At 44.4% G+C, this 25,506-nt stretch carries 13 protein-coding genes and 1 pseudogene; 10 read left to right on the plus strand and 4 right to left on the minus strand.

Annotated elements, in window-relative coordinates:
- The first annotated feature begins 65 nt into the window (after nucleotides 1-65).
- Entirely contained in the window at nucleotides 66-9,170 is a 9,105-nt protein-coding gene (locus ACTQ50_RS04870; RefSeq protein WP_441483212.1) for a Spy0128 family protein, read from the plus strand.
- Nucleotides 9,171-9,387: 217 nt separating this feature from the next.
- The gene (locus tag ACTQ50_RS04875; protein WP_441483213.1) at nucleotides 9,388-10,131 is read left to right on the plus strand and encodes a hypothetical protein; all 744 of its coding nucleotides are present in this window, start codon (nucleotides 9,388-9,390) and stop codon (nucleotides 10,129-10,131) included.
- A 127-nt stretch (nucleotides 10,132-10,258) separates the two neighbouring features.
- On the opposite strand, the gene ACTQ50_RS04880 is transcribed toward ACTQ50_RS04875, so the two are convergent.
- Nucleotides 10,259-11,098, minus strand: coding sequence for an AraC family transcriptional regulator (locus ACTQ50_RS04880; protein WP_441483214.1), 840 nt, complete (start codon nucleotides 11,096-11,098; stop codon nucleotides 10,259-10,261).
- Nucleotides 11,099-11,310: 212 nt separating this feature from the next.
- On the opposite strand from ACTQ50_RS04880, the gene ACTQ50_RS04885 reads away from it, so the two are divergent.
- Complete coding sequence (locus ACTQ50_RS04885; protein ID WP_441483215.1) at nucleotides 11,311-13,482, plus strand: alpha-galactosidase; 2,172 nt, start codon at nucleotides 11,311-11,313, stop codon at nucleotides 13,480-13,482.
- Between the two features lie 148 nt (nucleotides 13,483-13,630).
- On the opposite strand, the gene ACTQ50_RS04890 is transcribed toward ACTQ50_RS04885, so the two are convergent.
- Nucleotides 13,631-15,547: a sensor domain-containing diguanylate cyclase gene (locus ACTQ50_RS04890; RefSeq protein WP_441483216.1), complete on the minus strand. Its 1,917-nt coding sequence runs from the start codon at nucleotides 15,545-15,547 to the stop codon at nucleotides 13,631-13,633.
- Between the two features lie 152 nt (nucleotides 15,548-15,699).
- On the opposite strand from ACTQ50_RS04890, the gene ACTQ50_RS04895 reads away from it, so the two are divergent.
- Genes ACTQ50_RS04895 through ACTQ50_RS04905 form a run of 3 tightly spaced genes read left to right on the plus strand, consistent with a single transcriptional unit; the run spans nucleotide 15,700 to nucleotide 19,007 of the window.
- Nucleotides 15,700-17,136, plus strand: a complete 1,437-nt coding sequence (locus ACTQ50_RS04895; protein WP_441483217.1) for a hypothetical protein — start codon at nucleotides 15,700-15,702, stop codon at nucleotides 17,134-17,136.
- Nucleotides 17,137-17,176: 40 nt separating this feature from the next.
- Nucleotides 17,177-18,007 carry a TrmH family RNA methyltransferase gene (locus ACTQ50_RS04900; RefSeq protein WP_441483218.1) on the plus strand — a complete coding sequence of 277 codons (831 nt, stop codon included), beginning with the start codon at nucleotides 17,177-17,179 and terminating at the stop codon, nucleotides 18,005-18,007.
- Between the two features lie 10 nt (nucleotides 18,008-18,017).
- Entirely contained in the window at nucleotides 18,018-19,007 is a 990-nt protein-coding gene (locus ACTQ50_RS04905) for a U32 family peptidase (RefSeq protein WP_441483219.1), read from the plus strand.
- 181 nt (nucleotides 19,008-19,188) lie between these two features.
- On the opposite strand, the gene ACTQ50_RS04910 is transcribed toward ACTQ50_RS04905, so the two are convergent.
- Entirely contained in the window at nucleotides 19,189-20,979 is a 1,791-nt protein-coding gene (locus ACTQ50_RS04910; protein ID WP_441483220.1) for a flavin reductase, read from the minus strand.
- 176 nt (nucleotides 20,980-21,155) lie between these two features.
- Between ACTQ50_RS04910 and ACTQ50_RS04915 the strand changes: the two genes are divergently transcribed.
- Complete coding sequence (locus tag ACTQ50_RS04915) at nucleotides 21,156-21,809, plus strand: Crp/Fnr family transcriptional regulator (protein WP_441483221.1); 654 nt, start codon at nucleotides 21,156-21,158, stop codon at nucleotides 21,807-21,809.
- Between the two features lie 106 nt (nucleotides 21,810-21,915).
- On the opposite strand, the gene ACTQ50_RS04920 is transcribed toward ACTQ50_RS04915, so the two are convergent.
- On the minus strand, nucleotides 21,916-22,611 hold the full coding sequence (locus tag ACTQ50_RS04920; RefSeq protein ID WP_441483222.1) for a Crp/Fnr family transcriptional regulator: 696 nt from the start codon (nucleotides 22,609-22,611) through the stop codon (nucleotides 21,916-21,918).
- Nucleotides 22,612-22,743: 132 nt separating this feature from the next.
- Between ACTQ50_RS04920 and ACTQ50_RS04925 the strand changes: the two are divergent.
- From ACTQ50_RS04925 to ACTQ50_RS04935, 3 genes and pseudogenes are all read left to right on the plus strand, one after another.
- Nucleotides 22,744-23,283, plus strand: a pseudogene (locus ACTQ50_RS04925) (amidohydrolase family protein); the annotation flags it as partial.
- Complete coding sequence (locus ACTQ50_RS04930) at nucleotides 23,280-24,074, plus strand: sulfite exporter TauE/SafE family protein (protein ID WP_441483223.1); 795 nt, start codon at nucleotides 23,280-23,282, stop codon at nucleotides 24,072-24,074. The pseudogene ACTQ50_RS04925 and the gene ACTQ50_RS04930, both read left to right, overlap by 4 nt.
- Before the next feature lie 394 nt (nucleotides 24,075-24,468).
- Nucleotides 24,469-25,440, plus strand: coding sequence for a hypothetical protein (locus ACTQ50_RS04935; protein ID WP_441483224.1), 972 nt, complete (start codon nucleotides 24,469-24,471; stop codon nucleotides 25,438-25,440).
- Nucleotides 25,441-25,506 lie beyond the last annotated feature (66 nt).

Genomic DNA, 25,506 nt, shown 5'->3' on the forward strand with positions numbered 1-25,506 from the left:
ACCGAAAATAATTCCCAATTCGGTTAAAAATAAATCTACATATCCAAAGAAAGGAATGAGAAATTATGAAAAAGAATGGGTATTTAAGAAGATTCCTAGCACTGTTTCTCGCTCTCGTGATGATCATGGCCGATTCATCCGTGACAACCTTTGCGGCGACGGTGGGAAGGGTGAAACAGCAGAATGCGACAGTGATTGATGTTACTATTAATGCACCAGATGGTACATATTATTTGGCGGCATTGCAATCACACGATTCTTGGTATGAGAAAAAGTCTAAGGTTGTTAAGGCTGAGGTAACTGGTGGTAGAGCAACAGTATCCTTACAACCTTTTTCAGATATTAGCAATGCTCAGATTGTATTGTTATCATTAAAACAGGGTAGTTATAAGGAAGACTACGATGGTAACGATTATAAAGTTATACCGAATAACAGTATATTAGATTATAGCAAAAAAGTATCATGTGGAGAAATTATTAACAATAGCGCAGAGGTAAATATTACCCAATTAGGAAGCAATACAGTTTCAAACGTATTTGGTTCATTAGGCTCTGCAACAAATTATGCAGTATTTGCTGGCGAGTTCCATAACGCTGGTGACATGGAAGGTAATATTGCAACAGATTCATTTTATTCAGACGGTGGCGACATTGGCGACAGTGGAAATGTAGGTAAGTATACAGATGCATTAACAGTTCATGTGACTAAAAGTGTTTCTGGATTAAAATCTGCTGAAACGTTCAATTTTGGACTGTTTGATAATAGCGACAAGTTAATTGAGGTAAAATCACTTACATTTAATAGTGATGGAACAAGTTCCTTTGACTTTACACAGATAAACACAAATAATTCAAACGGAACAAGTGCTTCTTCCTATAAATATTCAGTATATGAACTTGAAGAAAATACTAATGGAAATTATGCATATGGCAGCAAGAAATACAATAAAGTAGCTGACAAGTATAAAGATTTTTCTGTTTCCTATAATGAGAATACTGCAATTGAAATTTTTAATAATGATAACTTTGTTGGAACAGCAACAGGTAAAGTTAAATTAAGAGATGGAAATCTGTATACGAGAGCGAAAGCGGGTGAAATCACTGTAGAAGGTCAGGTAAATAATGTAAAGTATGGTTTATCTGAGAGTGATTTTACGTCAAGAGTTACCAATGGTGAGTATACTTCCGGTGGGGTAAATGCTATGATTTCCGGAAAATTAAACACATTGGCTAGTAATTTGGGAAAAGCTAAAACGGGTGATGGTACCCAGGTTATTTACATTACACCGGATGTTTTGACAGGAAATCAGGTTGATTTACCGTATAATGGAAATATATTATCTGATTCTGCACAAACATTGGTAATAAATGTGATTGCTCCTAACGGCACATCAGAGCTTAATTTATTAGGAACTAATATTGGACAGCTAAATGTTGGCGGAACCAATATTATGAATGAAAAAGAGTGGTCTAAAGCTGGACTTCATATTCTATGGAATTATATTGATGAAGCCGGAAACCCATTTACTGGAACTGTTAAGTTAGGCGGTGGCCAGGCTCCTGGTATTCAATTATTACCTGCGGGTACATTATACTCTGGAAATAATATTTCTCAGTTGGATATTGCGAAGGTTTTACATCAGTCTGGTGGAGAAATTCATAAGGCTCCTATTCAGGGAGAACATCATGCTTATGTAAGAATTTCCAATGCTACAAAGGAAAAGAATGGAACATATACTCCAGTTGTTAAGAAAGTACTGAATGGCCGTGAATTAAAAGAAGGCGAGTTCAGCTTTACAATTACAGAAGTTGATAAAGATGGAAAAGAGGTAAGTGAAGGCTATCATGATACTGCAAGCAATGCAGCTGATGGAACTGTAAACTTCAAGAAGATCACCTATACGGAGAAAGGAATCCACTACTATAAAGTAGTAGAAAACATTCCGTCAGAGGAAGAGAAGCTTGACGGAGTAACTTACACTAGCCAGGCTTATACAATTACCGTGAAGGTAGAGGATAACGGAGACGGAACGCTGACCGCAACAGCAGACCAGAAACTGAAGGATCTGGAATTCGTCAACGAATACAATGCAAAGGGAACTTATACACCGTCCGTGAAAAAAACTCTGAGGGGCCGGGACCTGAAGGCAGGCGAGTTCAGTTTCACAATCACAGAGGTAGATGAGAACGGAGCTGAGGTATCCGGAGGATATACAGACACCAAGAGCAATGCAGCGAACGGAACGGTAACCTTTGATGAGATCACCTATAGTAAGAAGGGAACCTACTATTATAAAGTAGTAGAAAATATCCCGTCCGAGGAAGAGAAACTTGACGGAGTAACTTACACCGACAAGACCTATACGATTACCGTAACCGTAAAGGATAACGAGGATGGAACATTGACCGCAACAGCGGACCAGGAACTGAAGGATCTGGAATTCGTCAACGAATACAATGCAAAGGGAACTTATACACCGTCCGTGAAAAAAACTCTGAGGGGCCGGGACCTGAAGGCAGGCGAGTTCAGTTTCACAATCACAGAGGTAGATGAGAACGGAGCTGAGGTATCCGGAGGATATACAGACACCAAGAGCAATGCAGCGAACGGAACGGTAACCTTTGATGAGATCACCTATAGTAAGAAGGGAACCTACTATTATAAAGTAGTAGAAAATATCCCGTCCGAGGAAGAGAAACTTGACGGAGTAAGTTACACTAGCCAGACCTATGCGATTACCGTGACCGTAGAGGACAATGGAGACGGAACGCTGACAGCGACGGCAGACCAGGAACTGAAGGATCTGGAGTTCGTCAATGAATACAATGCAGCCGGAAGCTATACCCCATCCGTGAAGAAGAAACTGACCGGCAGGGACCTGAAGGCAGGCGAGTTCAGCTTCACGATCACAGAAGTTGACGAAAACGGAAAGGCCGTAGAAAACGGATATACAGACACCAAGAGCAATGCAGCGAACGGAACGGTAACCTTTGATGAGATCACCTATACTAAGAAGGGAACCTATTACTATAAAGTAGTAGAGAATATCCCGTCTGAGGAAGAGAAACTTGACGGAGTAAGTTACACCAGCCAGACCTATACGATTACCGTGACCGTAGAGGACAATGGAGATGGAACGCTGACAGCGACGGCAGACCAGGAACTGAAGGATCTGGAGTTCGTCAATGAATACAATGCAGCCGGAAGCTATACCCCATCCGTGAAGAAGAAACTGACCGGCAGGGACCTGAAGGCAGGCGAGTTCAGCTTCACGATCACAGAAGTTGACGAAAACGGAAAGGCCGTAGAAAACGGATATACAGACACCAAGAGCAATGCAGCGAACGGAACGGTAACCTTTGATGAGATCACCTATACTAAGAAGGGAACCTATTACTATAAAGTAGTAGAGAATATCCCGTCTGAGGAAGAGAAACTTGACGGAGTAAGTTACACCAGCCAGACCTATACGATTACCGTGACCGTAGAGGACAATGGAGATGGAACGCTGACAGCAACGGCAGACCAGGAACTGAAGGATCTGGAGTTCGTCAATGAATACAATGCAGCCGGAAGCTATACCCCATCCGTGAAGAAGAAATTGACCGGCCGTGACCTGAAGGCAGGAGAGTTCAGCTTCACAATCACAGAGGTTGATGAAAACGGAAAGACCGTAGAAAACGGATATACAGATACCAAGAGCAATGCGGCCGACGGAACGGTAACCTTTGATGAGATCACCTATACCGAAAAGGGAACACACTACTATAAAGTAGTAGAAAACATTCCGTCTGAGGAAGAGAAGCTCAAGGGAGTAACCTATAGCAGCCAGAGCTATCTGATCACTGTAAAGGTAGAGGATAACGAAGATGGAACGCTGACAGCAACGGCAGACCAGGAACTGAAGGATCTGGAGTTCGTCAATGAATACAATGCAGCCGGAAGCTATACCCCATCCGTGAAGAAGAAATTGACCGGCCGTGACCTGAAGGCAGGAGAGTTCAGCTTCACAATCACAGAGGTTGATGAAAACGGAAAGACCGTAGAAAACGGATATACAGATACCAAGAGCAATGCGGCCGACGGAACGGTAACCTTTGATGAGATCACCTATACCGAAAAGGGAACACACTACTATAAAGTAGTAGAAAACATCCCGTCTGAGGAAGAACAAGTCAAGGGAGTGACCTACACTAGAGACAGCTACATTATCACGGTATCTGTAAGTGATAACGGAAAAGGAAAGCTGCTGGTAACCGCTGACAAGAGTTTGGAAGATCTTGTATTTACCAATGTCTACAACGCAAGCGGAAGCACAGAGCTGAAAGCAAGCAAGAGTCTGAGCGGCCGTGAATTCCAGGAAGGCGACAATTGGACATTCACCGTAACTTGCAATGATGCGAATGCCCCACTGCCAGAAAATCCAGTTGTTACCACAACTGCAACTAGTGGAATATCCACAACCCTTGACTTTGGCAAGATCCACTACACTATTGCAGATGTCAATAAGGATTACGTTTACACCATCACCGAGTCCGGAAATGTAGAAAACGTAACAAACGATCCAGTTGCTGCAAGAACTGTAACAGTAAACGTCAGAGACAACGGAGACGGAACTCTTAACGTAACTCAGGAAGTTACTGAAAACGGACTGACATTTACCAATAAGTACGCCGATGGCGAAACAACTCTTGGCGTAACCAAAGTATTAAGCGGTCGTGAATTCCAGGATGGAGATGAATGGACCTTTACATTAACCGCGGCTGAAGGCACTCCAATGCCAGCACAGACAGTTGTAAAGACAAATGCAACAAGTGGCTACAGCCAGTCACTGAGCTTTGGAACTATCAAGTACAGTCTTGAAGATGTAGGAAATACTTACACCTACACAATCCAGGAGACTGGAAGTGCAGAAGGTGTAACAAACGATCCGAATGCGACTCGTACAGTAACAATAACAGTAAGTGAGGGCAAAGACGGAAAACTGGATATTGCAAGAACTGAATCCGCTGGTGGAACCGTATTTACCAATACTTACGCTGCAAATGGATCCTTGACACTGGAAGCAAACAAGACTTTGAAGAACAAAGATCTTGAAGTTGACGATTTTAGCTTTGTGCTGAAAGATGAGAACGGAGAGACCATTCAGACCGTTGCCAACGATGCAAATGGAAATGTAACATTCAGACCGCTCAACTATACTCTTAAAGATGTTGGACTTCATACTTACACAGTATCAGAGGTTCAGAAAGCGGATGCTGAAGTTACTTATGATACTACAGTATATACTGTAGAGGTAACTGTAGCAGATGCTGGAGACGGAACACTGAATGTAAGCAAGACAATCAAGAAAGGCAGCGATACTCCTGGTACAATGACTTTTGAAAACATTTACAAAGGAGTAATTGAAATCAGCGGAACCAAGACCTGGAATGATGCAAACAACCAGGATGGAATGAGACCTACCAGTATCACTGTAAACCTTTTGGCAAATGGAACGAAAGTTGCAGATCAGAAGGTAATTCCTGATGCAAATGGAAACTGGAGTTACGTCTTCAAGAACTTGCCACAGTATGATTCTGAAGGAAAAATTGCTTATACAGTAAGTGAGGAAAAAGTAAATGGCTACGAAACAAGCGTAGATGGTTACAACCTTATTAATACTCACAATACTGAAAAAACAAAAGTTGAAATAACTAAAACCTGGAATGATGCAGATAACCAGGACGGAATGAGACCGACCAGTATTATTGTTAATCTCCTGGCAAATGGAGAAAAGGCTGCAAGCCAGGAAGTAACACCTGATGCAAACGGAAATTGGAAGTATACCTTTGACAATCTTGATAAATTTAAGAATGGAAAGGAAATTACTTATACCGTAGAAGAGGAAGCTGTTAAGGGATATGAGAGTAAGGTAGACGGCTATAACATCGCCAATACTCATATACCAGAAACAACTTTCATTGCCGGAAATAAGATTTGGGAGGATGCAAATAACCAGGACGGAATCCGTCCAGAACGCATTACCGTAAACCTTCTGGCAAACGGTACTCAGATCAAGAGCCAGACCGTAAGCGCTGATACAGACGGAAACTGGACCTATAGCTTCACAGACCTTCCGAAATATGCAAATGGCCAGGAAATCATCTACACCGTAACCGAGGATGCAGTTGAAGGCTACACCACAGAGCTTGATGGCAACAATATCATCAACACTCACCAGCCAGAGACCACCGAGATTACCGGAACCAAGACCTGGAATGATGCCAATAACCAGGACGGAAAACGTCCAGAGAGCATCACTGTAATCCTTCTTGCAAACGGAGCAGAAAAAGATCGCCAGACCGTAACCGCAGATGACGCAGGAAACTGGACTTACACCTTCAAAGATCTGCCGAAATATGCAAACGGCCAGGAAATCACCTACACCGTAGCTGAGGAGGAAGTAACTGATTACACTACAACCTATGATGGCAATAACATCACCAACAGCTACACTCCAGGAAAGACCAGTGCAACGGTAACCAAGATCTGGAACGACGCAGAAAACCAGGATGGAAAACGTCCGGAGAGCATCACCGTAAGTCTTCTTGCAGACGGCGAAGCAACCGGCGAGACAGTCACCCTGAGCGCCGAGAACAATTGGACACAGACCGTATCTGATCTTCCGGAAAAAGCAGACGGAAAAGCAATCGAGTACACCTGGAAAGAGGAAGCTCTTCCAGAAGGCTACGAACTGACCGATAACAGCAAGAATGGAACCGTAACCACCCTGACTAACACCTACGCTCCAGAAAATGTTTCCATCACCGGAACCAAGACCTGGGATGACGCAGACAATCAGGATGGCAAGCGTCCAGAGAGTATTATCATCAATCTTCTTGCAAACGGCGAGATCGCAGCAAGCCAGACTGTAACCGCAGACGGAGCAGGAAACTGGACCTACACCTTCACAGATCTGCCGAAATATGCAAATGGTGAAGAAATCACCTACACCGTAACCGAGGAAGCTGTGGAAGGCTACGAAACAAGTGTAGACGGATTTAACATCACCAACGCTTACACAACCGAGACAACTGAGGTGAAGGGCTCCAAGACCTGGAACGATGCAGACGATCAGGACGGCAAACGTCCGGAGAGCATTACGGTAAGACTTCTTGCAAATGGCGAGGAGAAAGACAGCAAGACCGTAACTGCAGATGAAAATGGAAACTGGACCTACAGTTTCGAAAACCTGCCGAAATATGAGGCTGGAAAAGAAATTGCATACACCGTAACCGAGGATGCAGTTGCAGATTACACAACCGAGATCACCGGCTACGATATCACAAACAGCTATGCACCAGGAAAAACCAGCGTCACAGTTACCAAAGCATGGGCTGACAACAATGACCGCGACGGCCATAGACCGAAAGAGATCAAAGTTCAGCTGAAAGCAGATGGCGAGAACAGCGGCGAGGAAATCACCCTGAATGCAGAGAACAAGTGGACTTACACATGGTCCGATCTTGACCAGAAGAAAGCTGGAAAAGATATCGTCTACACCGTAGAAGAAACCAGCGAAACAACTGGTTACATTTCTGCAGTAACAGGAGATGCTGCCGAAGGATTTGTTATAACAAACACAATTACCTCCGTCAAGATCAGCAAAGTGGATATCACCGACCAGAAAGAGCTGGCAGGTGCCCATATCCAGGTGATCGACAAGGATGGAAATGTTGTAGATGAGTGGGATTCCACTTGGGAATCACATGAAGTAACAGGTCTTAAGATCGGTGAGAAATACACCCTTCGCGAGACCGTAGCTCCAGACGGCTACACAGTTACAGCTGACACAACCTTTGTGCTGAAAGAAGACGGAACTCTTGACAAAGACAATACCAGCACAACCATTGCAGATGATGGAAGACTTCTGGTAGAAGACAGCAGAACTTCTGTAAAAGTAAGCAAAGTAGATATTTCTGACGGAGAAGAGCTGGAAGGCGCTCACATCCAAATCATTGATGAGGATGGAAATATCGTAGACGAGTGGGATTCCACGAAGGAAGCTCACGTTACCGAGAAACTGAAAACCGGTAAGACCTACACCCTTCGTGAGACTGTAGCTCCAGATGGATATTTACTTACAAACGACACCACATTTGTTCTGAAAGAAGACGGAACAGTTGATACCGAAAAGACAACAACTGTTTCCAAAGAAGGCGTATTGCTGGTACAGGATAGCCTGGCAACATCCGCATCTATTGCAGTAACCAAGAGACTTACCTATGTAGGTGAAAATCTGGTAGCAAAAGATCAGACCTTCTACGTAGCCCTGTATTCCGATAAAGAATGCACAAAGAGAGTATCTGATGTAAAAGCTCTTGAGTTCAAGAATTCAAATGCTTCCACCGTAGTATTCTCAGAGAATATTAAGGCAGGAAAGACCTACTACATTGCAGAGTGTACAAAAGACGGAATTTCTCAGGTTATTGGAGCGCTTGCAGATGGAACCACCTATGAAGCAGTATTTGGCGATGGTAACTCCACAACCGTAACCGAAGCCGATGGAACAACAACGGTTTCCTTCGAAAACGTATTCAGCAGCTTCCCGCCAGACGGTTTCTACAGACAGGGCCAGCTGACAATTACTAAGAGAGTTCTGGGAGCAGACGGAGATACCAAGAACAGCGATAAAGTATTTTATGCAGGTATCTTTGATGACGCAGCTCATACACAGCTTTCACAGCAGGTTGAGCAGAATATTATCGAACTCAAGATGGATGGTGGTTACGAAGTAAGCGAGATTATCAATGTTGGTCTTGCCCAGCCAGGAACAAAGGTAACTCTGTACGTAACCGAAACCGATTCCAACGGAAAACCAATTGCAGGATCCGAAGACTTTGGATATAAAGTTTCCGTAAGTGCAGACTCCGTTACAATCGATGATACCAATATGACAGCAGAAGTAGTTATTACCAACCAGGAAGAAGCTACAGAGACCCCAACCCCAACACCTTCTTCCGATGACGGAAATGGCGGTGGTTCCGAAGATCATTCCAGCAGCTACGGCGGCAAATCACCGAAGACCGGAGATGACACACCGATCGGAACCTACCTGATGCTTCTCCTTGCAGCCGCAATGCTTGCTGCTGAGACAGAGAGACGCCGCAGAAGAAACAAAAGATAATAAGGCATGAAAAGGTTTCTGGCCAGATCAGAAACCATAACATGGCAGGTACAAAGGAAGGCGGTCCGCACACAAAGCGGATCGCCTTTTTCCTGAAAAAAAGTCAAAAAAACATCCTGAAGAAAGAGTTGACGAAACAGCCCTGCTGGTATAATGAAGTTAAATTAAAGGATATTACATTTGGAAATGGCTTAATAGATTTCAGGAGGTTTCCATTATGAGAAAGAATACATTAAAAAAAGCAATGGCAGTTATGATGTCAGCAGCAATGCTGGCCACTGGATATACAGCAGCTTCCGCAGAAGGTTTCACAGATGCTGAGACACTTGCAGAGATGGAGGCTTTTAACGCAGGTGATGAAGCTGTATATGTAGAAGAAGTTCAGCCGGAGCAGACTCAGACAGAGGTTCAGCCAGAAGCCGCACAGACTGAGGAGGTTCAGGCAGAAGAAGCCCAGGAAGAAGAGGCTTTTGTTGATGGATTCACAGATGGCTCCGCAGAAGCTGAGACAGCTGAATTTACAGATGGAACAGGTGAGGTTGGAGAGGCAGAGGAAACTACAGCAGCTTCCGATTTCCGTTTTGAGAACGAGGAGGTTATCATCACTGCAAAAGTTTTCGATGAGACAGCTCTCCCAGAAAACGCAGAAATGAACGCTGTAAAGCTTGAAGCTGGCAGCGAGAAATACGAAGAAGCAAAACAGGCTTCCATCAGAGACCTTGGCACAACAGAAGATGACGAGTACACCTTCTATGATGTAACCTTCACAGTAGACGGCACTGAGATCGAAGTTCCAGACGAAGCAGTTGTGATCAACATCGAGTTCAAAGATGTTGCAGCAGAAGAGAACACAACCCAGAGTGCTCTTCACATCCAGGAAACCGAGGAAGGCGTAGTAGCCCAGGACGTAACCGCAGAGTCCACAGACGGAACGCTGAAATCCGTAGGATTTAACTTCTAAAATTCAATAACAACAAGCAGACACAGGACTTTCTGAAAAATCGGAAGGTCCTTTTTATTTTCGCGAGCAACGAGCCAAAGTCCATGCCTGCATGAGACCTTGGCGGCGGTCAGATATGCCCTTTTCTTCATTTATGCTGCTCCCGCCACGCACGCGGGGAAATCCCATATACATTTTTAAAAGCCCGGGAGAAGTGGAGGGCGTTTTCGTAGCCTACGGCGGAGCCGATATCCCCTACAGATAAGGTGGTTAATTTCAGTAATTCCGCCGCTTTTGTCATTCGGTAATGAATAAGAAACTCCTGTGGAGAATGTCCTGTGTTGGTGCGGAAAATCCGTCCCAGATAGCTTCTGTTAATGCCGCAAACAGCGGCCACATCCTCAATAGAAATATCATTCTGGAAGTTCTGTTCAATAAAATTGATCGCCTCTTTGATATAATAATCACTCATTTTACTGCTGGAGGCAGGCTGTGGCCTGGCAACAGATTGTGCAAGCAGATCCGCAAAAAGATAGAAATGTCCCATCAAATGAAAGGGGGATTGCTCTGAATTTTGAGAAATATAAATCAGTTCATCAGCCATTCTTTTTCGCATTTCTCCAGATCGGGCGGTATAGACTGGAGCATCCTTGGAAAAGCCGCAAACATTGAGGATTTCTGTAGTACGCAGCCCGTCAAACTCCACCCAGACGTATTCCCAGGGTGCCTGAATATCTGCCACATAAGTGGTGATCTGCCCGGGAAAAATCATAAAGCCCTGTCCACTTCGAATCTGATAATTTACATTCTGTCCCTTGGAATTGGTGGCCATCAGGGTGCCGGTTCCGGAAATGATATAGTGAAAAAGATAGTGATTCCGCGTCGCCGGACCAAATAAATGCCCCGGTGTACACTTCTCATGACCATATTGGTAAAGGCATAGATCGATGAAATTTTCGCTTGGAAAAATGTGAAAGTTGTTGTTCATATCTGGAAATCTCCCGTTTTATTTTTGAAAATTCTTTCTTTAACAGCATTTTAATAGAATTACTTAATTCAAACATGTCATAATACGATATTACATTTCATTATACCATAATAAAACATCATAAAGATATAAAACAAGAAAAATTAAGCTATTTAAGTGCTGATTTTGGTATGTTATACTTAACACATCATAAAAAAGGAGGTCCCCCACCCATGTCAATCACCTTCAACGAAAACACCCGAATTTTCACCCTCACCACCGCTCACACCACCTATCAGATGCAGGCGGATGCCAAGGGTTACCTTTTGCACCTGTATTACGGTGCCAGAACTGCTGGAGAGATGGATTATCTGCTGAACTATGCAGACCGCGGTTTTTCCGGAAATCCCGATTCTGCAGGCAGCGACAGAACCTATTCTCTGGATGCTCTGCCGCAGGAATATCCCTCCCTTGGCACCGGTGATTTCCGTAATTATGCGGTAAATATCCAGAACGGGGACGGTTCCAAGTGCTGCAATCCGGTTTACATAAGCCATAAAATTACATCAGGAAAATATGCACTGAATGGTCTTCCAGCTGTCCGCGCTGGCGAAGACGAGGCAGAAACACTGGAGATTATTCTGGCAGATCCGCTCACAAAAGTGGAACTTCATCTGCTCTACGGAGTGTTGGAAAAAGAAGACATCATCACCAGAAGTATAATCATTAAAAATGCTGGAGAAGCACAGATAACCATAAAAAAAGCCCAGTCTGCATGCCTGGATTTCCTTCACGGAGACTACGATCTGATCCAGTTTTACGGCAGACATGCCATGGAAAGAAACATGGAACGTGTACCTGTTTCCCATGGAAGCATCCGCATTGGAAGCCGTCGTGGAAGCTCCAGCCACCAGCACAATCCTGGGGTGATCCTTGCAGGAAAAAACACAACTGAGGACAGCGGAAGCTGCTATGGAATGCTCTTTGTATACAGCGGAAATTTCCTGGCAGAAGCAGAAAAAGACCAGTATAACCAGACCCGTATCCAAATGGGACTGACTGACGAGTTATTCGAATACCCGCTAGCAGCAGGGGCTGAATTTACCGCACCAGAGGTTATTTTATCCTATACCAACAAAGGACTTGCCAGGCTTTCCCAGCAGTATCACCATTGCATTATGAACCATATCTGCCAGGGAAAATACGTCCATGAGAACCGCCCGGTGCTGATCAACAGCTGGGAAGCTGCCTATTTCGACTTCACCGGTGACACCATCGTAGAGCTTGCAAAGCAGGCAAAAGAGCTTGGAATCGACATGGTTGTTATGGATGACGGCTGGTTTGGAAAGCGAAATGATGACAATTCTTCTCTGGGAGACTGGTATGTAAATGAGGAAAAATTAGGTGGAACTCTTGCCAATTTGATTCAGCGAGTAAATGCGGAGGGCGTGAAATTTGGTATCTGGATCGAGCCGGAAATGGTAAGCGAAGACAGTGATCTTTACCGGGAACATCCGGACTGGGCTATTGCGATTCCTGGCCGTAAACCTATCCGTTCCAGAAACCAGCTGATCCTGGATTTTTCCAGAAAAGAAGTGCGGGATGAGATTTTCAAACGCATTTGTGATGTGTTAGACCAGGGAAATGTAGAGTATATCAAATGGGATATGAACCGCAGTATGGCGGATGTTTATGGTCCAAAAGTGACCTATGATTACGTTCTTGGAGTGTATGATTTCCTGGAAAAACTCACCAGCCGATACCCGGATATTCTCATTGAGGGATGCAGTGGAGGCGGCGGAAGATTTGATGCTGGAATGCTGTATTATACTCCGCAGATCTGGTGCAGTGACAATACAGACGCCATCAATCGCACCCGGATCCAGTATGGAACCTCCTTCTTCTATCCAGTAGCAGCAATGGGGTCCCATGTCTCTGCAGTGCCAAATCACCAGACCGGAAGAGTGACCAGCATGCACACAAGAGGCGTGGCAGCTATGTCCGGAACCTTTGGATATGAGCTGAATCCTGCACTTTTAAGTGCAGAAGAAAAAGCAGAGATCCGTACCCAGCTGGCGAAATACCGGGAGCATCAGGAGTTGATCCGTGAAGGCAATTATTACCGCCTTTCTGATCCATTCCAGGATGAAATTGCTGCATGGATGGTGGTATCTGAGAACCAGGAGCAGGCACTTGTAAGCGTGGTAAGACTGAGTGCCGAAGCCAATGCACCAGCCACTTATGTAACCTTAAAAGGGCTTGCTGAGGATGCTTTTTATCTGGATAAAACTACTGGAAAAGTGTATCCGGGTGCGGCCCTTATGGAGGCTGGAATGCTGCTTCCTGTGGCTGGCAGGGAGTATGAAGCATACCAGATCGTATTGCAAAAAGTGGACGAAAAGTAAGGCTTTAAAATAAAAACGCCAGAATAGCAGAAGAACTTTTTTATAATATCTCCTGTGTTCTGGCGCTTTTTAGTTCATGAATTTTGATTAAGTGTGGTAGTACATATAATTATTGGTGACGGGATACTTCTGTCTTTACCAGTCCTGCTCAGTGACTATGTGTCCGCCGGTCAGCCTTCTGATAATAAGCTTTTTTCGCCTCATACATCCTGTGATCGGCTTCTTTCATCATCTCTTCCAGATCTGAGCAGCTTTCTTTCCACAGAGATCCAATGGAGATACTGACTTGATTCTCCTGCATCTCTTTCTGAAGCCTGTTTATCTTATTCTGGAAGTCTGCCTCTTCCAGATCCGCAGTCATAACCACAAATTCATCACCGCCGATGCGGTAAGAATTCTCTGGAAAAATACCGGAGAGTACCTTGGCTGCAGTACGGATAAATGTATCTCCGGCTTCATGCCCCTGGTTGTCGTTGATCTGCTTCAGACCATTCAGATCGATATAAGCAGCACCAACTTTTTCAATGATTTTGCCCTTGTAGGAATCCAGAACTTCGATATATTTATTACGGTTATACAGGTATGTAAGCATATCGTGATAGCTCATAGCCTGCAATAATGCCTGCTGTTTCTTGTTGGCAAGACTGTTGGTCAGGAAGAACTGGATAGAGGATAACAAGGTCGCATCATCATAAAATTGTCTTGGATTATCCACGCCCACAAAGCCAATTACCTGTCCCTTTTTTCCAAGAGGAACTGCAATAAGCTGGTTCACTTCCTGGGGCTTCAGCAGGTCATAGGAGGGATATCCTTTCTCCTGTTCCAGGTCGGAAATATAGTAAGGCTGGAATTTATAGAAGGTTTCCATCCAGTTTGGAAGTTCAGAAACAGGTACCTCCTGAAGGTTGTCAATTTGAGGTGTGATGCCCTCTTTTACATATTCGTAGGTATTGTTCAAAACATCCTTGGCCGGGTCAATTTCGAATATATAGGTCCGGTCAGAATTGAAGTACTGGGTGATGATTTCCAGCAGATTCTGAATGGAAATATCAATGCTTTTATTGGAAGAAAGCGCTGTGACACACTGGATCAGCGTGTTGGAGATCTTAAGCTGTTCTTTGGTCTCTTTCTCACTTTTGGCAAGCTGGTCTACAGTGTAAAAGTTCCATATAATGTAGAGAACCAGCAGCAGAAGCTCGATGATTCCGGCGAAGATCATCAGCTTTTTCAGATAAAGAAGACTGGAAAAAACAACGTCATCCTGTGCTATGACCAGAAGCTCCCAGTCGAAAAGACCAACAGGGGTATAATACATGTAACTGTCTTTCCCATTGGTGTTTGATTCAAAGGCGATCACGCCGGTTTTTAAAGCTTTTATTTCGCTTGTCAGATCAACGTTTTCGTAGCCCTTCAGCCGGGTGCGGTCAGGCATATCATAGGCGTTTCCAAGAGTGGGATGCCAGGTGTCAAGAACGTAATTTCCGTCTGCGCTGTCCACAAGACAGATAGCTGCGTGATCGTCATAAAGGGAAAACTGAAAGATGTCTGCCAGATCGGTGGTGTCGATCACTCCGGTAAGGATGGCTTTGATCTCGCCGTCCTTTTCCACAGGCATATAGTAATAAAAGGATTCATTTCCAGTTTCAACGTCTGCCAGTCTGTGGGAAATGTGCTCGCCAAGGGCTGCGATATCGTTGAAATCCACGTCTTCACGCAGGATGTCTTTCCGTCCGTCTTCATATAAAATGGTGTTGTCTGGATAGAGGACATCGATTCTGGAGAAAATTGTGTTCTCTTCAAATGCGTCAAGGTGAACGGAACCAATCTGCTCTGGCTTTAGCTTATCCTCCTGCACCATGGCGTTGGCCGCCAGTCCAAGGGTGGTGATATTGTCCTGGAATTTCATCTGGAACTCAGCTGAAATAGCTTTGGCGGAATCGCCAAGGGCTTGCCAACAGCGCTCCTTTTCCCGGTCCATAACTTTATCATACAGAAGAAATGAAACAATAATAGTAATTCCGATTACGATTGATACAGGCAGCAAACGCTTGAGATTCTGTTTCATGATAGAAAGGGTACTCCTTTTTGCATAGTCGTTAGAATGATTGTAGCACTCTTTTGCGAATAAAAAAAGGAGAAAAAAGGTTTTGAAGGGAAAGATTGTATTTTCATATGTTCTGAGATATACTTTCAGTATTCCAAATGGGAAGCGGGGTGATGACGGTGGTTTCAATGGTTCCTTTCGGGCTTCTTGCCGGATTTGCCGGAGGCCGGGAAGTTCGGATCACAGAGCTGGATGAGACGGGATTTTGCTTCCGGATCCGGAAAAAGGACAGCTGGAACATGGCTTCAGAAGAGTTGAAAGTGAGCTTTTATGATATAGAGAATAGCGGTTATCGAGAACTGGAAATTTCGGAATATGACATACAAAGATGTGATGCAGCAGGCACAGATCTCCAGGGATTTTACGTGAAATATAAGGTGAATGTGAAGGAAAAAGAGTATGCAAAGGCGGTTCAGAAGCTTCTTTACCAGTACAATCGTTACATTCACCTGAAGCTGGAGGAAGATGACAGTACACTGGCGAAAAGTATGACCGGATATCCGGGAGAACGGGATGTGGTGAAGTGTAGCAGCCTGGAAGAACAGATGAAGATATGGCAGGAGGAGCTTAAAACAGAGCCGGAGAGGGAAAGGCAGCCACTGTTGGAAACTGGGCTTGGAAGAGAAGACCAGTCATTACTGGAAAATGCCCCTGTGGAACTGGCTTTAGAAGTAGATTGCCCGGAATTATACCAGGCATATTTAAGTAGTACTTTAACAGAATTTTCGAAAATATTTGCAGAAAAAAGTATGGGAATCTGCGGCAGTCTGCTCAGAAAACGCCAGGTACCAGACCGACTTTACATTGGAAATCAGTTCTGTCATTTATTGTTTCCTGGAAAGGAATTGCTGTTTCAAATGCTGGAAAAAGCAGCAGCGGAACAGGTAAAGATCACCCTTGTTTTTTCATATATACGGGAATATATGCTAGATCAGGTACAGGCACTATTAGAAGAAGTGGACCGCTGGTGTGAACGCTGGCAGACTTGTATAGAGGTGGTTGTAAATGACTGGGGAATGGCGGATCTGGTAAAAAATAGGACCAGGAATCTGACTCCAAGTCTTGGAATATTGCTGAATAAACGTAAAAAAGATCCGCGGATCTCCTTCAAAAAAGGTGACCAAAGGTTGTTTGAAAAGAACAATCTTAACGCTGGATTTTACCGTGATTTCCTAAAAGAAGAGTTTGGAATTGAGAGATTTGAATGGGAATCCTGTGGCTATGAACAGGATTTTCCAGAGGAAAAAAACAGTCTGCATATTCCACTGTATCAGACCAATACCTCCCAGTATTGTCCCCTTCGGGCGGTCTGTTTGAATGGGGAAAGAGGCGCCCAGAAGCTGGAAAAGTCTTGTCCTCATTACTGCGCAGAGCGTGTATTTTTGTACCCGGAGCATCTGCATATGGTGGGAAGATATAACTCTTTATTTGGAATAGATATGGAGATTCTGAAGGACAGGAAACTGCTGGAGAGGTGTGCCCAAAAGGGTGTGGACAGGGTTGTGATAAGTGCTTTTCCTACACAGGGGCAAGATCCGTTTTCCCCTTGACATTATAGTATAAAAAGAAGGACAGGTTGGAAAAAACAGTATGAAAAACTGGATTGAAATAAAGAATTTTGAAGCACCGGAGCTGAATATTTATGCCAGACTTTCGGAGGTGCAGCTGTTAAGATACAAGGAACCAGAGCCAGGGCTTTTTATTGCGGAAAGTCCGAAGGTGATCCAGCGTGCGCTTACTGCCGGGTATGAACCCATTTCCTTTCTTGTGGAGCACAAGGATCTGGAAGGCGAAGCCCGGGAAATTCTGGAACAATTCCCGGAAATCCCGGTTTATACAGCAGAATATGAGGTACTGGTAAGGCTGACCGGCTTTGCGCTTACCCGGGGAATGCTTTGCGCTATGAAACGCCGGTGCTTGCCTTCTGCAGAAGAAATATGCAAGGATGCGCACAGAATTGCGGTGATGGAAAATGTGGTAAATCCAACAAATATAGGCGCCATTTTCCGCTCGGCAGCAGCCCTCCATATGGATGGAGTGCTTCTCACAGGTGGCTGCTGCGATCCCCTTTACCGCAGGGCTGCAAGGGTGAGCATGGGAACTGTTTTTCAGATTCCCTGGACCTATTTTCACAAGAAAATGGAGTGGCCTAAGGACGGAATGGAGCTTCTTGAGAAGCTGGGGTTTAAGACAGTTGCAATGGCACTTCGGGATGATTCAGTGAGTATTGATGATCCCCGGCTTCTGGCGAAGGAAAAGCTGGCTATTATCCTGGGAACGGAGGGGGATGGACTGGCAAATGAGACCATCGCAGACTGTGATTACACGGTGAAAATTCCCATGTCCCATGATGTGGATTCCCTGAATGTGGCGGCAGCCAGTGCCGTGGCATTTTGGGAGCTGGGAAAGCGGAATTTGTGAGGCATACAGGATGAAAATAGTAGCAGGATTGGGTTCCATCGATGAATATAGAAGGTTTGCAGATGCTGGAGCAGATGAGTTCTTTTGCGGATATGTGCCGTACTCCTGGGCGAAAAAATATGGCACTGTACTGCCCCTGAACCGTCGGGAAGTACTTTGCTATAACGTACAGCTTGGGGCATTTAGTGAGCTGGAAATCCTGTCAGAACTGGTGAAAAAATACGGAAAACCGGTCCATCTCACCTTTAATTCTTTGTATTATATCCCGGAGCAATACCCGGAAATTGGAGGGATTATAAGCAGGTGCATGGAGCTTGGTTTTCTTAGTTATATCATTGCAGATCCGGCTTTAATGGTGTATTTGCGGGAAAAAGGTGTAAACTGTGAGATCCATTTAAGCGGTGAATGCGGCGAGGTGAACGGCCGGATGGTAGCTGCATTTGGCAAAAAAATAGGGCTGAAGCGTGTGATTTTTCACAGGAAAAATACCTTTGAAGATATGAGAGCAGTTGCAGAAAAATGCGAAATTCCGGAACGGGAGGCTTTTGTATTAAATGAAATGTGCCAGTTTACAGGTGCCTTTTGCAACTCCTTACATTGTGATGAGATGGGGTATCTTTGCAGGGTTCCCTATGAATTAGGTACTGTAAAAACTGTGAAAACGGATGGCCAGGGATTGGAAAAAACTGCTTCTGCGTCGGATAAAATGGCATCTGTTTCCCAGTTAGAGACGCCAGATCCTGTTTATGATCCTACAGGTTATCTTTGCGGCGAAACTGGCTGCGGCCTGTGCGCCCTGTACCAGCTGAAACAAGCTGGAATTACCCATTTGAAGCTTGTAGGCCGGGGAAATTATACCGATTATATGGAAAAAGATATCCGCAATCTTCGGAATGCGTTGAGGATGCTGGGAGAATCCGGGGATGAAGCAGAGTTCAAGTTAAAACTGAAATCCGGGATTTTTCCAGGTGGGTGCAGTGGAAATTGCTATTATCGCTAATGGGGCTGGAGCGTGCAAAAAAATAGTCCCGCAATTTGCCTGTCCCACCAATTATGCCGTACATCTTGCAGGAAGCATTTTTCAAAGATGTTCTAGTATTGGGGATATACGAATGACGGATAGTAAGATATTTTTTATTTTATATCTTACTATCCGTCAATTTTTTTATCTGGCTATTTTATTATCCAATAGGCTCGAAATCTGCAGCTCCATGCTTGCACAGCGGGCAGATGTAGTCATCCGGGAGCTCGTCGCCTTCGTAAATGTATCCGCAGACCTTGCAGACAAAGCCTTTTTTGCCCTCTGTTTCTGGCTGTGGTTTTACATTTTTCTGGTAATAGGTGTAGGTCATGGTGTCAAGATCGTTCATTACGCGGGCCTCGGTAACGCTGCAGATGAACATACCGTGTGTGCCAAGATCTACATACTGCTCAACCTTCAGGGACATAAATGCGTTGATATATTTGTCCAGGAATACCAGTCCGTTATCGGAACGGTAGACCTTCTGGCCGGCAAATTTATCCACGCTGCGTCCTGTCTGGAAGCCGAACTGCTGGAAGACAGAGAACGGTGCGTCTACGGACAGGCAGTTTACATTGAGAACGCCAGTCTGTTTGATCACATGGTGGGAATAGTTTGCCTTGTTGATGTTTACGGCAATGCGGTTTGGAGTATCGGTGAGCTGGGTCACAGTGTTGACGATCAGTCCGTTGTCTTTTTTGCCGTCATTGGAGGTAACTACATAAAGACCGTATCCGATTCTGAAAAGGGCTGTCATGTCATTTTTATTTGCCAGCTCATCACTCTGGGCAATGTATTCTTTGCAAAGCTCACCTGCCATGGCTTCCAGCTGATCCTTATTTTCCTGGTTCACAGCAGAAAGTACCTTTACGGTAGTGTTCAGCCAGTTGATCTTTTTGCAATTGGAAAGCATTTCTTTCATCACCTTCGCAGCCAGAGGCGCCCAGGAACCGTTTTCGATAATGCCAACGGTGCGGTTCTGGAAATTGTGCTCTACCAGACGGGTGATGTAGTCGTGCATAAACGGGTAAATGCTTGCGTTATAAGTGGTGGTAGCCAGTACCAGCTTGCTGTAGCGGAACGCGTCGGATAAAGCCAGGGACATATCGTCTCTTGCAAGGTCGTAGACAACAACCTTTGGACATCCTTTGCCGCGGAGCTTGTCTGCCAGCATTTCAACGGCTTTCTTCGTGTGGCCGTAAACGGAGGTGTAGGCGATCACAATACCTTCGGTTTCTGGTGTGTAGGAAGACCAGGTGTCATAAAGTCCGATATAATGTCCGAGATTCTCGGTAAGGACAGGTCCGTGAAGGGGACAGATGATCTGGATATCCAGTCCTGCGGCAACCTTCAGCAGTTTCTGAACCTGTGGTCCGTATTTTCCAACGATTCCAATGAAATATCTGCGGGCCTCGTTGTCCCAGTCTTCCTCCACATCAAGGGCGCCGAATTTTCCGAAGCCGTCTGCGGAGAAAAGAACCTTATCTGTGCTGTCATAGGTTACCATAACTTCTGGCCAGTGTACCATTGGGGCAAAAACGAAGGTCAGGTTGTGGTTTCCAAGGTTGAGTGTGCCACCGTTTGTAACTTCCAGTTTCTGTCCTTCCAGGTCGAGACCGAAGAAGTTCTGGATCATAGTGAAGGTTTTGGCGTTGGCAACGACGGTAGTTTCCGGGTAAACCTTCAGGAAGTTTGCCACGTTTGCTGCGTGGTCGGGTTCCATGTGCTGTACGATCAGGTAGTCTGGATTGCGGCCCTCCAGAATGCGGTCCAGGTTGTCCAGCCATTCATGGGTGAAGTTGGCATCTACGGTATCCATGACTGCAATTTTGTCATCTAGGATCACGTAGGAATTGTATGCCATGCCGTTTGGAACTTTGTACTGGCCTTCGAAAAGGTCAACCTGATGATCGTTTACGCCTGCGTAGCGGATGGTGTCTGTGATTTTCATATGGGGTTCGTCTCCTTTTTGGTAAGATAATTTATTATTTGTGGTTTTTTGGTGATTATTTATTTTTTAGACTTTGTTATTTCTTTAACATGGTTTTAGTATACCAGAATTTGGAATAAATTCTGTTGCAAATACAACAAAAAGGTGTATTCTATAAAATAAAGTAGTAGAAAGGAATGGGAAAAATGACCCCGGTGACACTTTTTTCATATATAACTCCGGAAGAGCAGGAGCGCATGCGCGTCTGCTTCTGTATGCGTGAGGTGGTTTATCAGAATAACGAAACGATCATGGAATATGCCAGTTCCATGAAAAAAATTGGCCTGATCCTGGAAGGTCAGGCGGCTCTTTATTGCTGTGATGAAGAAGGAAACCAGTATATGCTGGACGATCTGAAAAAGGACAGCGTCTTTGGCGAACCCTTTCTTTTGCCCGAGGAATCCCAGCATTATTATGTCTGTGCAAAAGCAGCCACAAAAGTGCTGTTTATTGACTATGAACATGTGATCAAGCGTTGTGAAAATGCCTGCCGCTTCCACAGCCAGCTGGTAAGCAACCTGCTCCAGATGATCGCCATGCGTGCCAGCCAGCAGGCCAGCCGGATCTACGTGCTGTCAAGAAACAGCACCAGGAAGAAGATTATGGCCTATTTAAATTCTATTGCTGTGGAAAAGCAGACCAAAACCTTCACCCTCCCCATGTCCTACACCACTCTGGCGGAGTACCTCAGCGTAGACCGCAGCGCCATGATGCGGGAATTGAAGAACCTGGTGGATGAAGGAATCATAGAGCGGGATGGGAAAAAATTGCGGATTTTAAATGCTAAATAAAATCCTCCTAATTATCAGTTACTGCTAACTGATAATTAGGAGGATTGTCTCAGATCAAAAATTACAGCAAAAACGATTGCTGGAATATGTTCTACAAGCGGTTGTTTTATGTCACATAACTGCTGATTTTCTCCTGCGCCAGTTTATACTGCTCCAGAGACATGACTACTTTGCCCTTGCGGGTGTCAATGAGCCCGTCTTCTTTTAGCTTGGTGATGGTGCGGTTGATGGTTTTTACAGTCATTCCCAACTCTTCACGGATTCCCTCCCGGGTTTTTCGAAGCACAATTTCTCCGGAGGCTTCAATATGATGATTAGTTGCGTATTTCAGCAGATAATCCAGAAAAAGGAAAGTTGGTGGGTAAAAGAGCTTGGCACCCCGGTTATAGGAGGAGCGGTATAGCTTATAGGCAATTTTGTGCGCAACAAGCCGGAGCAGATGAATGTCCTGGGAAATCCACATTTCAAAATCTGCTCTGGAGATCATGAAAACTACGCATTCTGTCAGCGTTTCAATGGAGACAGAAGTGGTAGCCTTCTCCGCCAGAATAGCAACTTCCCCGATAAAGTCAATTGCCTCATTTTTCTCGATCATAAAAATATTGCCATTTTCAAATTCATTGATTACCCGGTGATCACCGCTTACAACGATGCCGAAATAGTCAAGAAGATAATCTTTCTGGTGGATAATGGTTCCGGGAGGAAATTTACGGATGGTATAGCGGGTTTTTAATTCCTCGGGCATGTATTTGAAATAAGTTTCCACATCTGGATAAGTTTGAATCAGTTCTTCAAGAGTCATGAGGTGCCTCCTGTAAGTGTTTGAGTGAATTTCTTTTGCGATTTACTGGGAATGTTCTGCGAAATGTTTTTGCGAATACAGTTCACAGAAAATCCGAGAGCTAAGTTTGCATAGCCATTAGTAACTGTTTCTCCACAGGAACGTGCACTTTTGGCTGAAAACGGTGGAAAAGTCGTGCATTGTCCCTTCAGCAATTGTGGAAAAGGTGTTCCAAATACCCCGGATCTTCTGGAAAGAGGAATTCCTGTGGGACTTGGAACGGACGGTGCAGCCCATGGCGGACTAAGCCTTTGGAATGAAATGAAGATTTTCCGCTCTGTGATGAATGCCTTCTGGGGCGTGAAGAATGCAGATCCAGCAGTAATGCCTGCAAAGAAAATTCTGGAAATTGCAACCAGAAATGGGGCGATTGCCCTTGGGGAAGAGCAGTCTGGTCTGCTGAAAGAAGGTTTTAAAGCCGATATGATTTCTATTAACTGGGATCAGCCGCAGCTTTTTGCTACAAATAACCGGGTAAATACCCTTCTTGAATGTGTATGTGGAAATGACGTGCAGGACAGCATTGTAAATGGTAAAATCCTTATGAGAAACCGCCAGGTGCAGACGGTGGATGAGGAGAAGATTATGTGGCAGGCGAAGGAGTATTTTGAGGATGGGGAGGTAAAAGCTTGAGTGAACTGACAATATTAACCATTATTATCATAGCAGCCGCGAATATGGCAGTAGGCGGCTGCATCGGAATCTGCGGAATCGCTGGATTCCTTTTGCCTATGCTGTATACTGGCGGACTTGGATTCGACGTTACCTACGCCCTGGCGCTCAGCTTCCTGGCTTTTCTTGTTTCCGGAATCATCGGTTCCCGAAACTATTACAAAGCTGGAAATCTGGATGTGAAAATGTCCGTGAAACTTGGAATCGGTAGCCTGATCGGTGCAGTAGGCGGTGTTTTCCTTCAATCCATGATCGAGAAAAGTACAGCGAAGACCATTCTTTATCTGGTGGTTCTGTTTTCCGGGGCATCCATACTGGTAAGAATGTGGAATGAGAAAAAACGGGAAAAGAGCAATTCAAACAAAGCATCAACTGAAATCGCTTCTGGATCCCTTACAGACAATGTTATTTTCCTTGTCCTCCTGGGCATCGTCACCGGCACAATCTGCTCCCTTTCCGGGGCTGGCGGCCCCGTTCTAGTCATGCCCCTGCTGGTAGCCTGCGGTGTCTCCGCCCGAATCGCAGTAGGCGTAGCCCTTTTCGACTCTGTATTCATCGCCATCCCAGCCTGCATCGGCTACCTCTCCCGAATCGACTGGATGAGCGCTCTGGGCCTTCTTGCCCTGATCATCGCCACCCACGGCATCGGTGTCTGGCTCGGCAGCCGCTTCGCCGGCAAAGTCCCCGTCCAGGGTCTGAAGATTTTCGTGGCGGTATTTTCGGTTTGTATTGCAATCTATATGTTGTTGTAAGAATGCATGTTAAGCCTGTTTCAGTTTTAAATATTTATAAAAATAAAAGCTCCATTCAGAAATACGCCAAATGGTGTGCTATCTGACGGGAACTTTTTAATTTGTCAGGAAGAACAGGATATTAGGTTTATATTTATTTAATATTTTTACTGATTGACTTAGCCTGTACTTGAGAGTTATACTAAATTAATCAGATATCTGAAAATCATTTGGAATTTCAATTTAAGATCTAATTTTTGTCAGTGTGGTCAGATCGACCTGGTAACTCAATTTTAACAACATAAATAGGAATAAAACACTTGTATTGGTGTGTACATAGATGTATAATAAAAATATAAATTATATATCAATAAGAAACACAAATGAATAAGTGTAATATTCCGGAAAGGAGCTTATGCAGCCACAGAATGCGGTTTCTATAGAGTTTTTTAAGAACCCGAAACGGTTTGCAGATCTTTTAAATGGTTATTTTTTCAATGGCGCTGAAGTAGTTCATTGGGAAAGCGTCCAGGAAAGAGATCCTGTGCTGCAAAATATAAAAGGAAAAGGTACAAAAGTATCAACGAAAGCAAATATTGTGGATCTATTTCGCAACGTGGAAATTGATGGCTGTAGAATAGGTGTTTTTTTACAAAATCAGACACAAATACATTATGCTATGCCGATTCGGGTGATGAATGAGGAAGCAGAAGAATATTATAGCCAATGGAAAGAACTAGAGAGAAAACACAGGGCGAAAAAGGATTTAAAAGGAGCAGAATTTTTGTCCGGTATGGGCAGAAACGATAGGATTGATCCTTTGTTAATTTTGATTGTGTACTTTGGAGAGGAAAAATGGGATGCTGCAGAAGCTGCGCAGAAACTATTTGGAAAAGCGGTAGAATCAGAGAAAATGAAAGGAATTCTTACCAAATATCCTATTCATATTTTAGATATGCGAAGGTTTGAAAATGTAGATAATTTTCGCACAGACCTGAAATGGATTATAGGATTTTTGCAAAAGGTTCAAAACAAGGACGAATTGCAAAGGTATGTGACAGAGAATAGAGAAATCTTTGAAAATCTGGCGGAAGATACATACAATCTATTGGCAATAATGGCGAAGTCTCCAATATTGGAGACGCTAAAAGACGATGTGAAAAATTTGGAAGGAGGATGGAATATGTGTAAGGCTCTTGATGATATGGTCAAAGACGGAGAGCGCCGGGGAGAACGCCGAGGAGAGCGCCGGGGAAAACATCTTGGGAAAGATCAGATTAACAAATTGAATCGTTTATTGTTGGCGGATAACCGGCAGGAAGAACTGCTTCGGTCTGTTTCGGATCGAAAATTTCAGCAAAAACTGTTGCAGGAATATGCTTTATAAGTGGTAACTGTTTGGCTGAAACTTTTTCAATTGCTTACAATATGGTTATTACTGGTGAACGATGTT

Source organism: Blautia sp. Sow4_E7 (assembly GCF_052116245.1).
Taxonomy (GTDB): Bacteria; Bacillota; Clostridia; order Lachnospirales; family Lachnospiraceae; genus Blautia_A.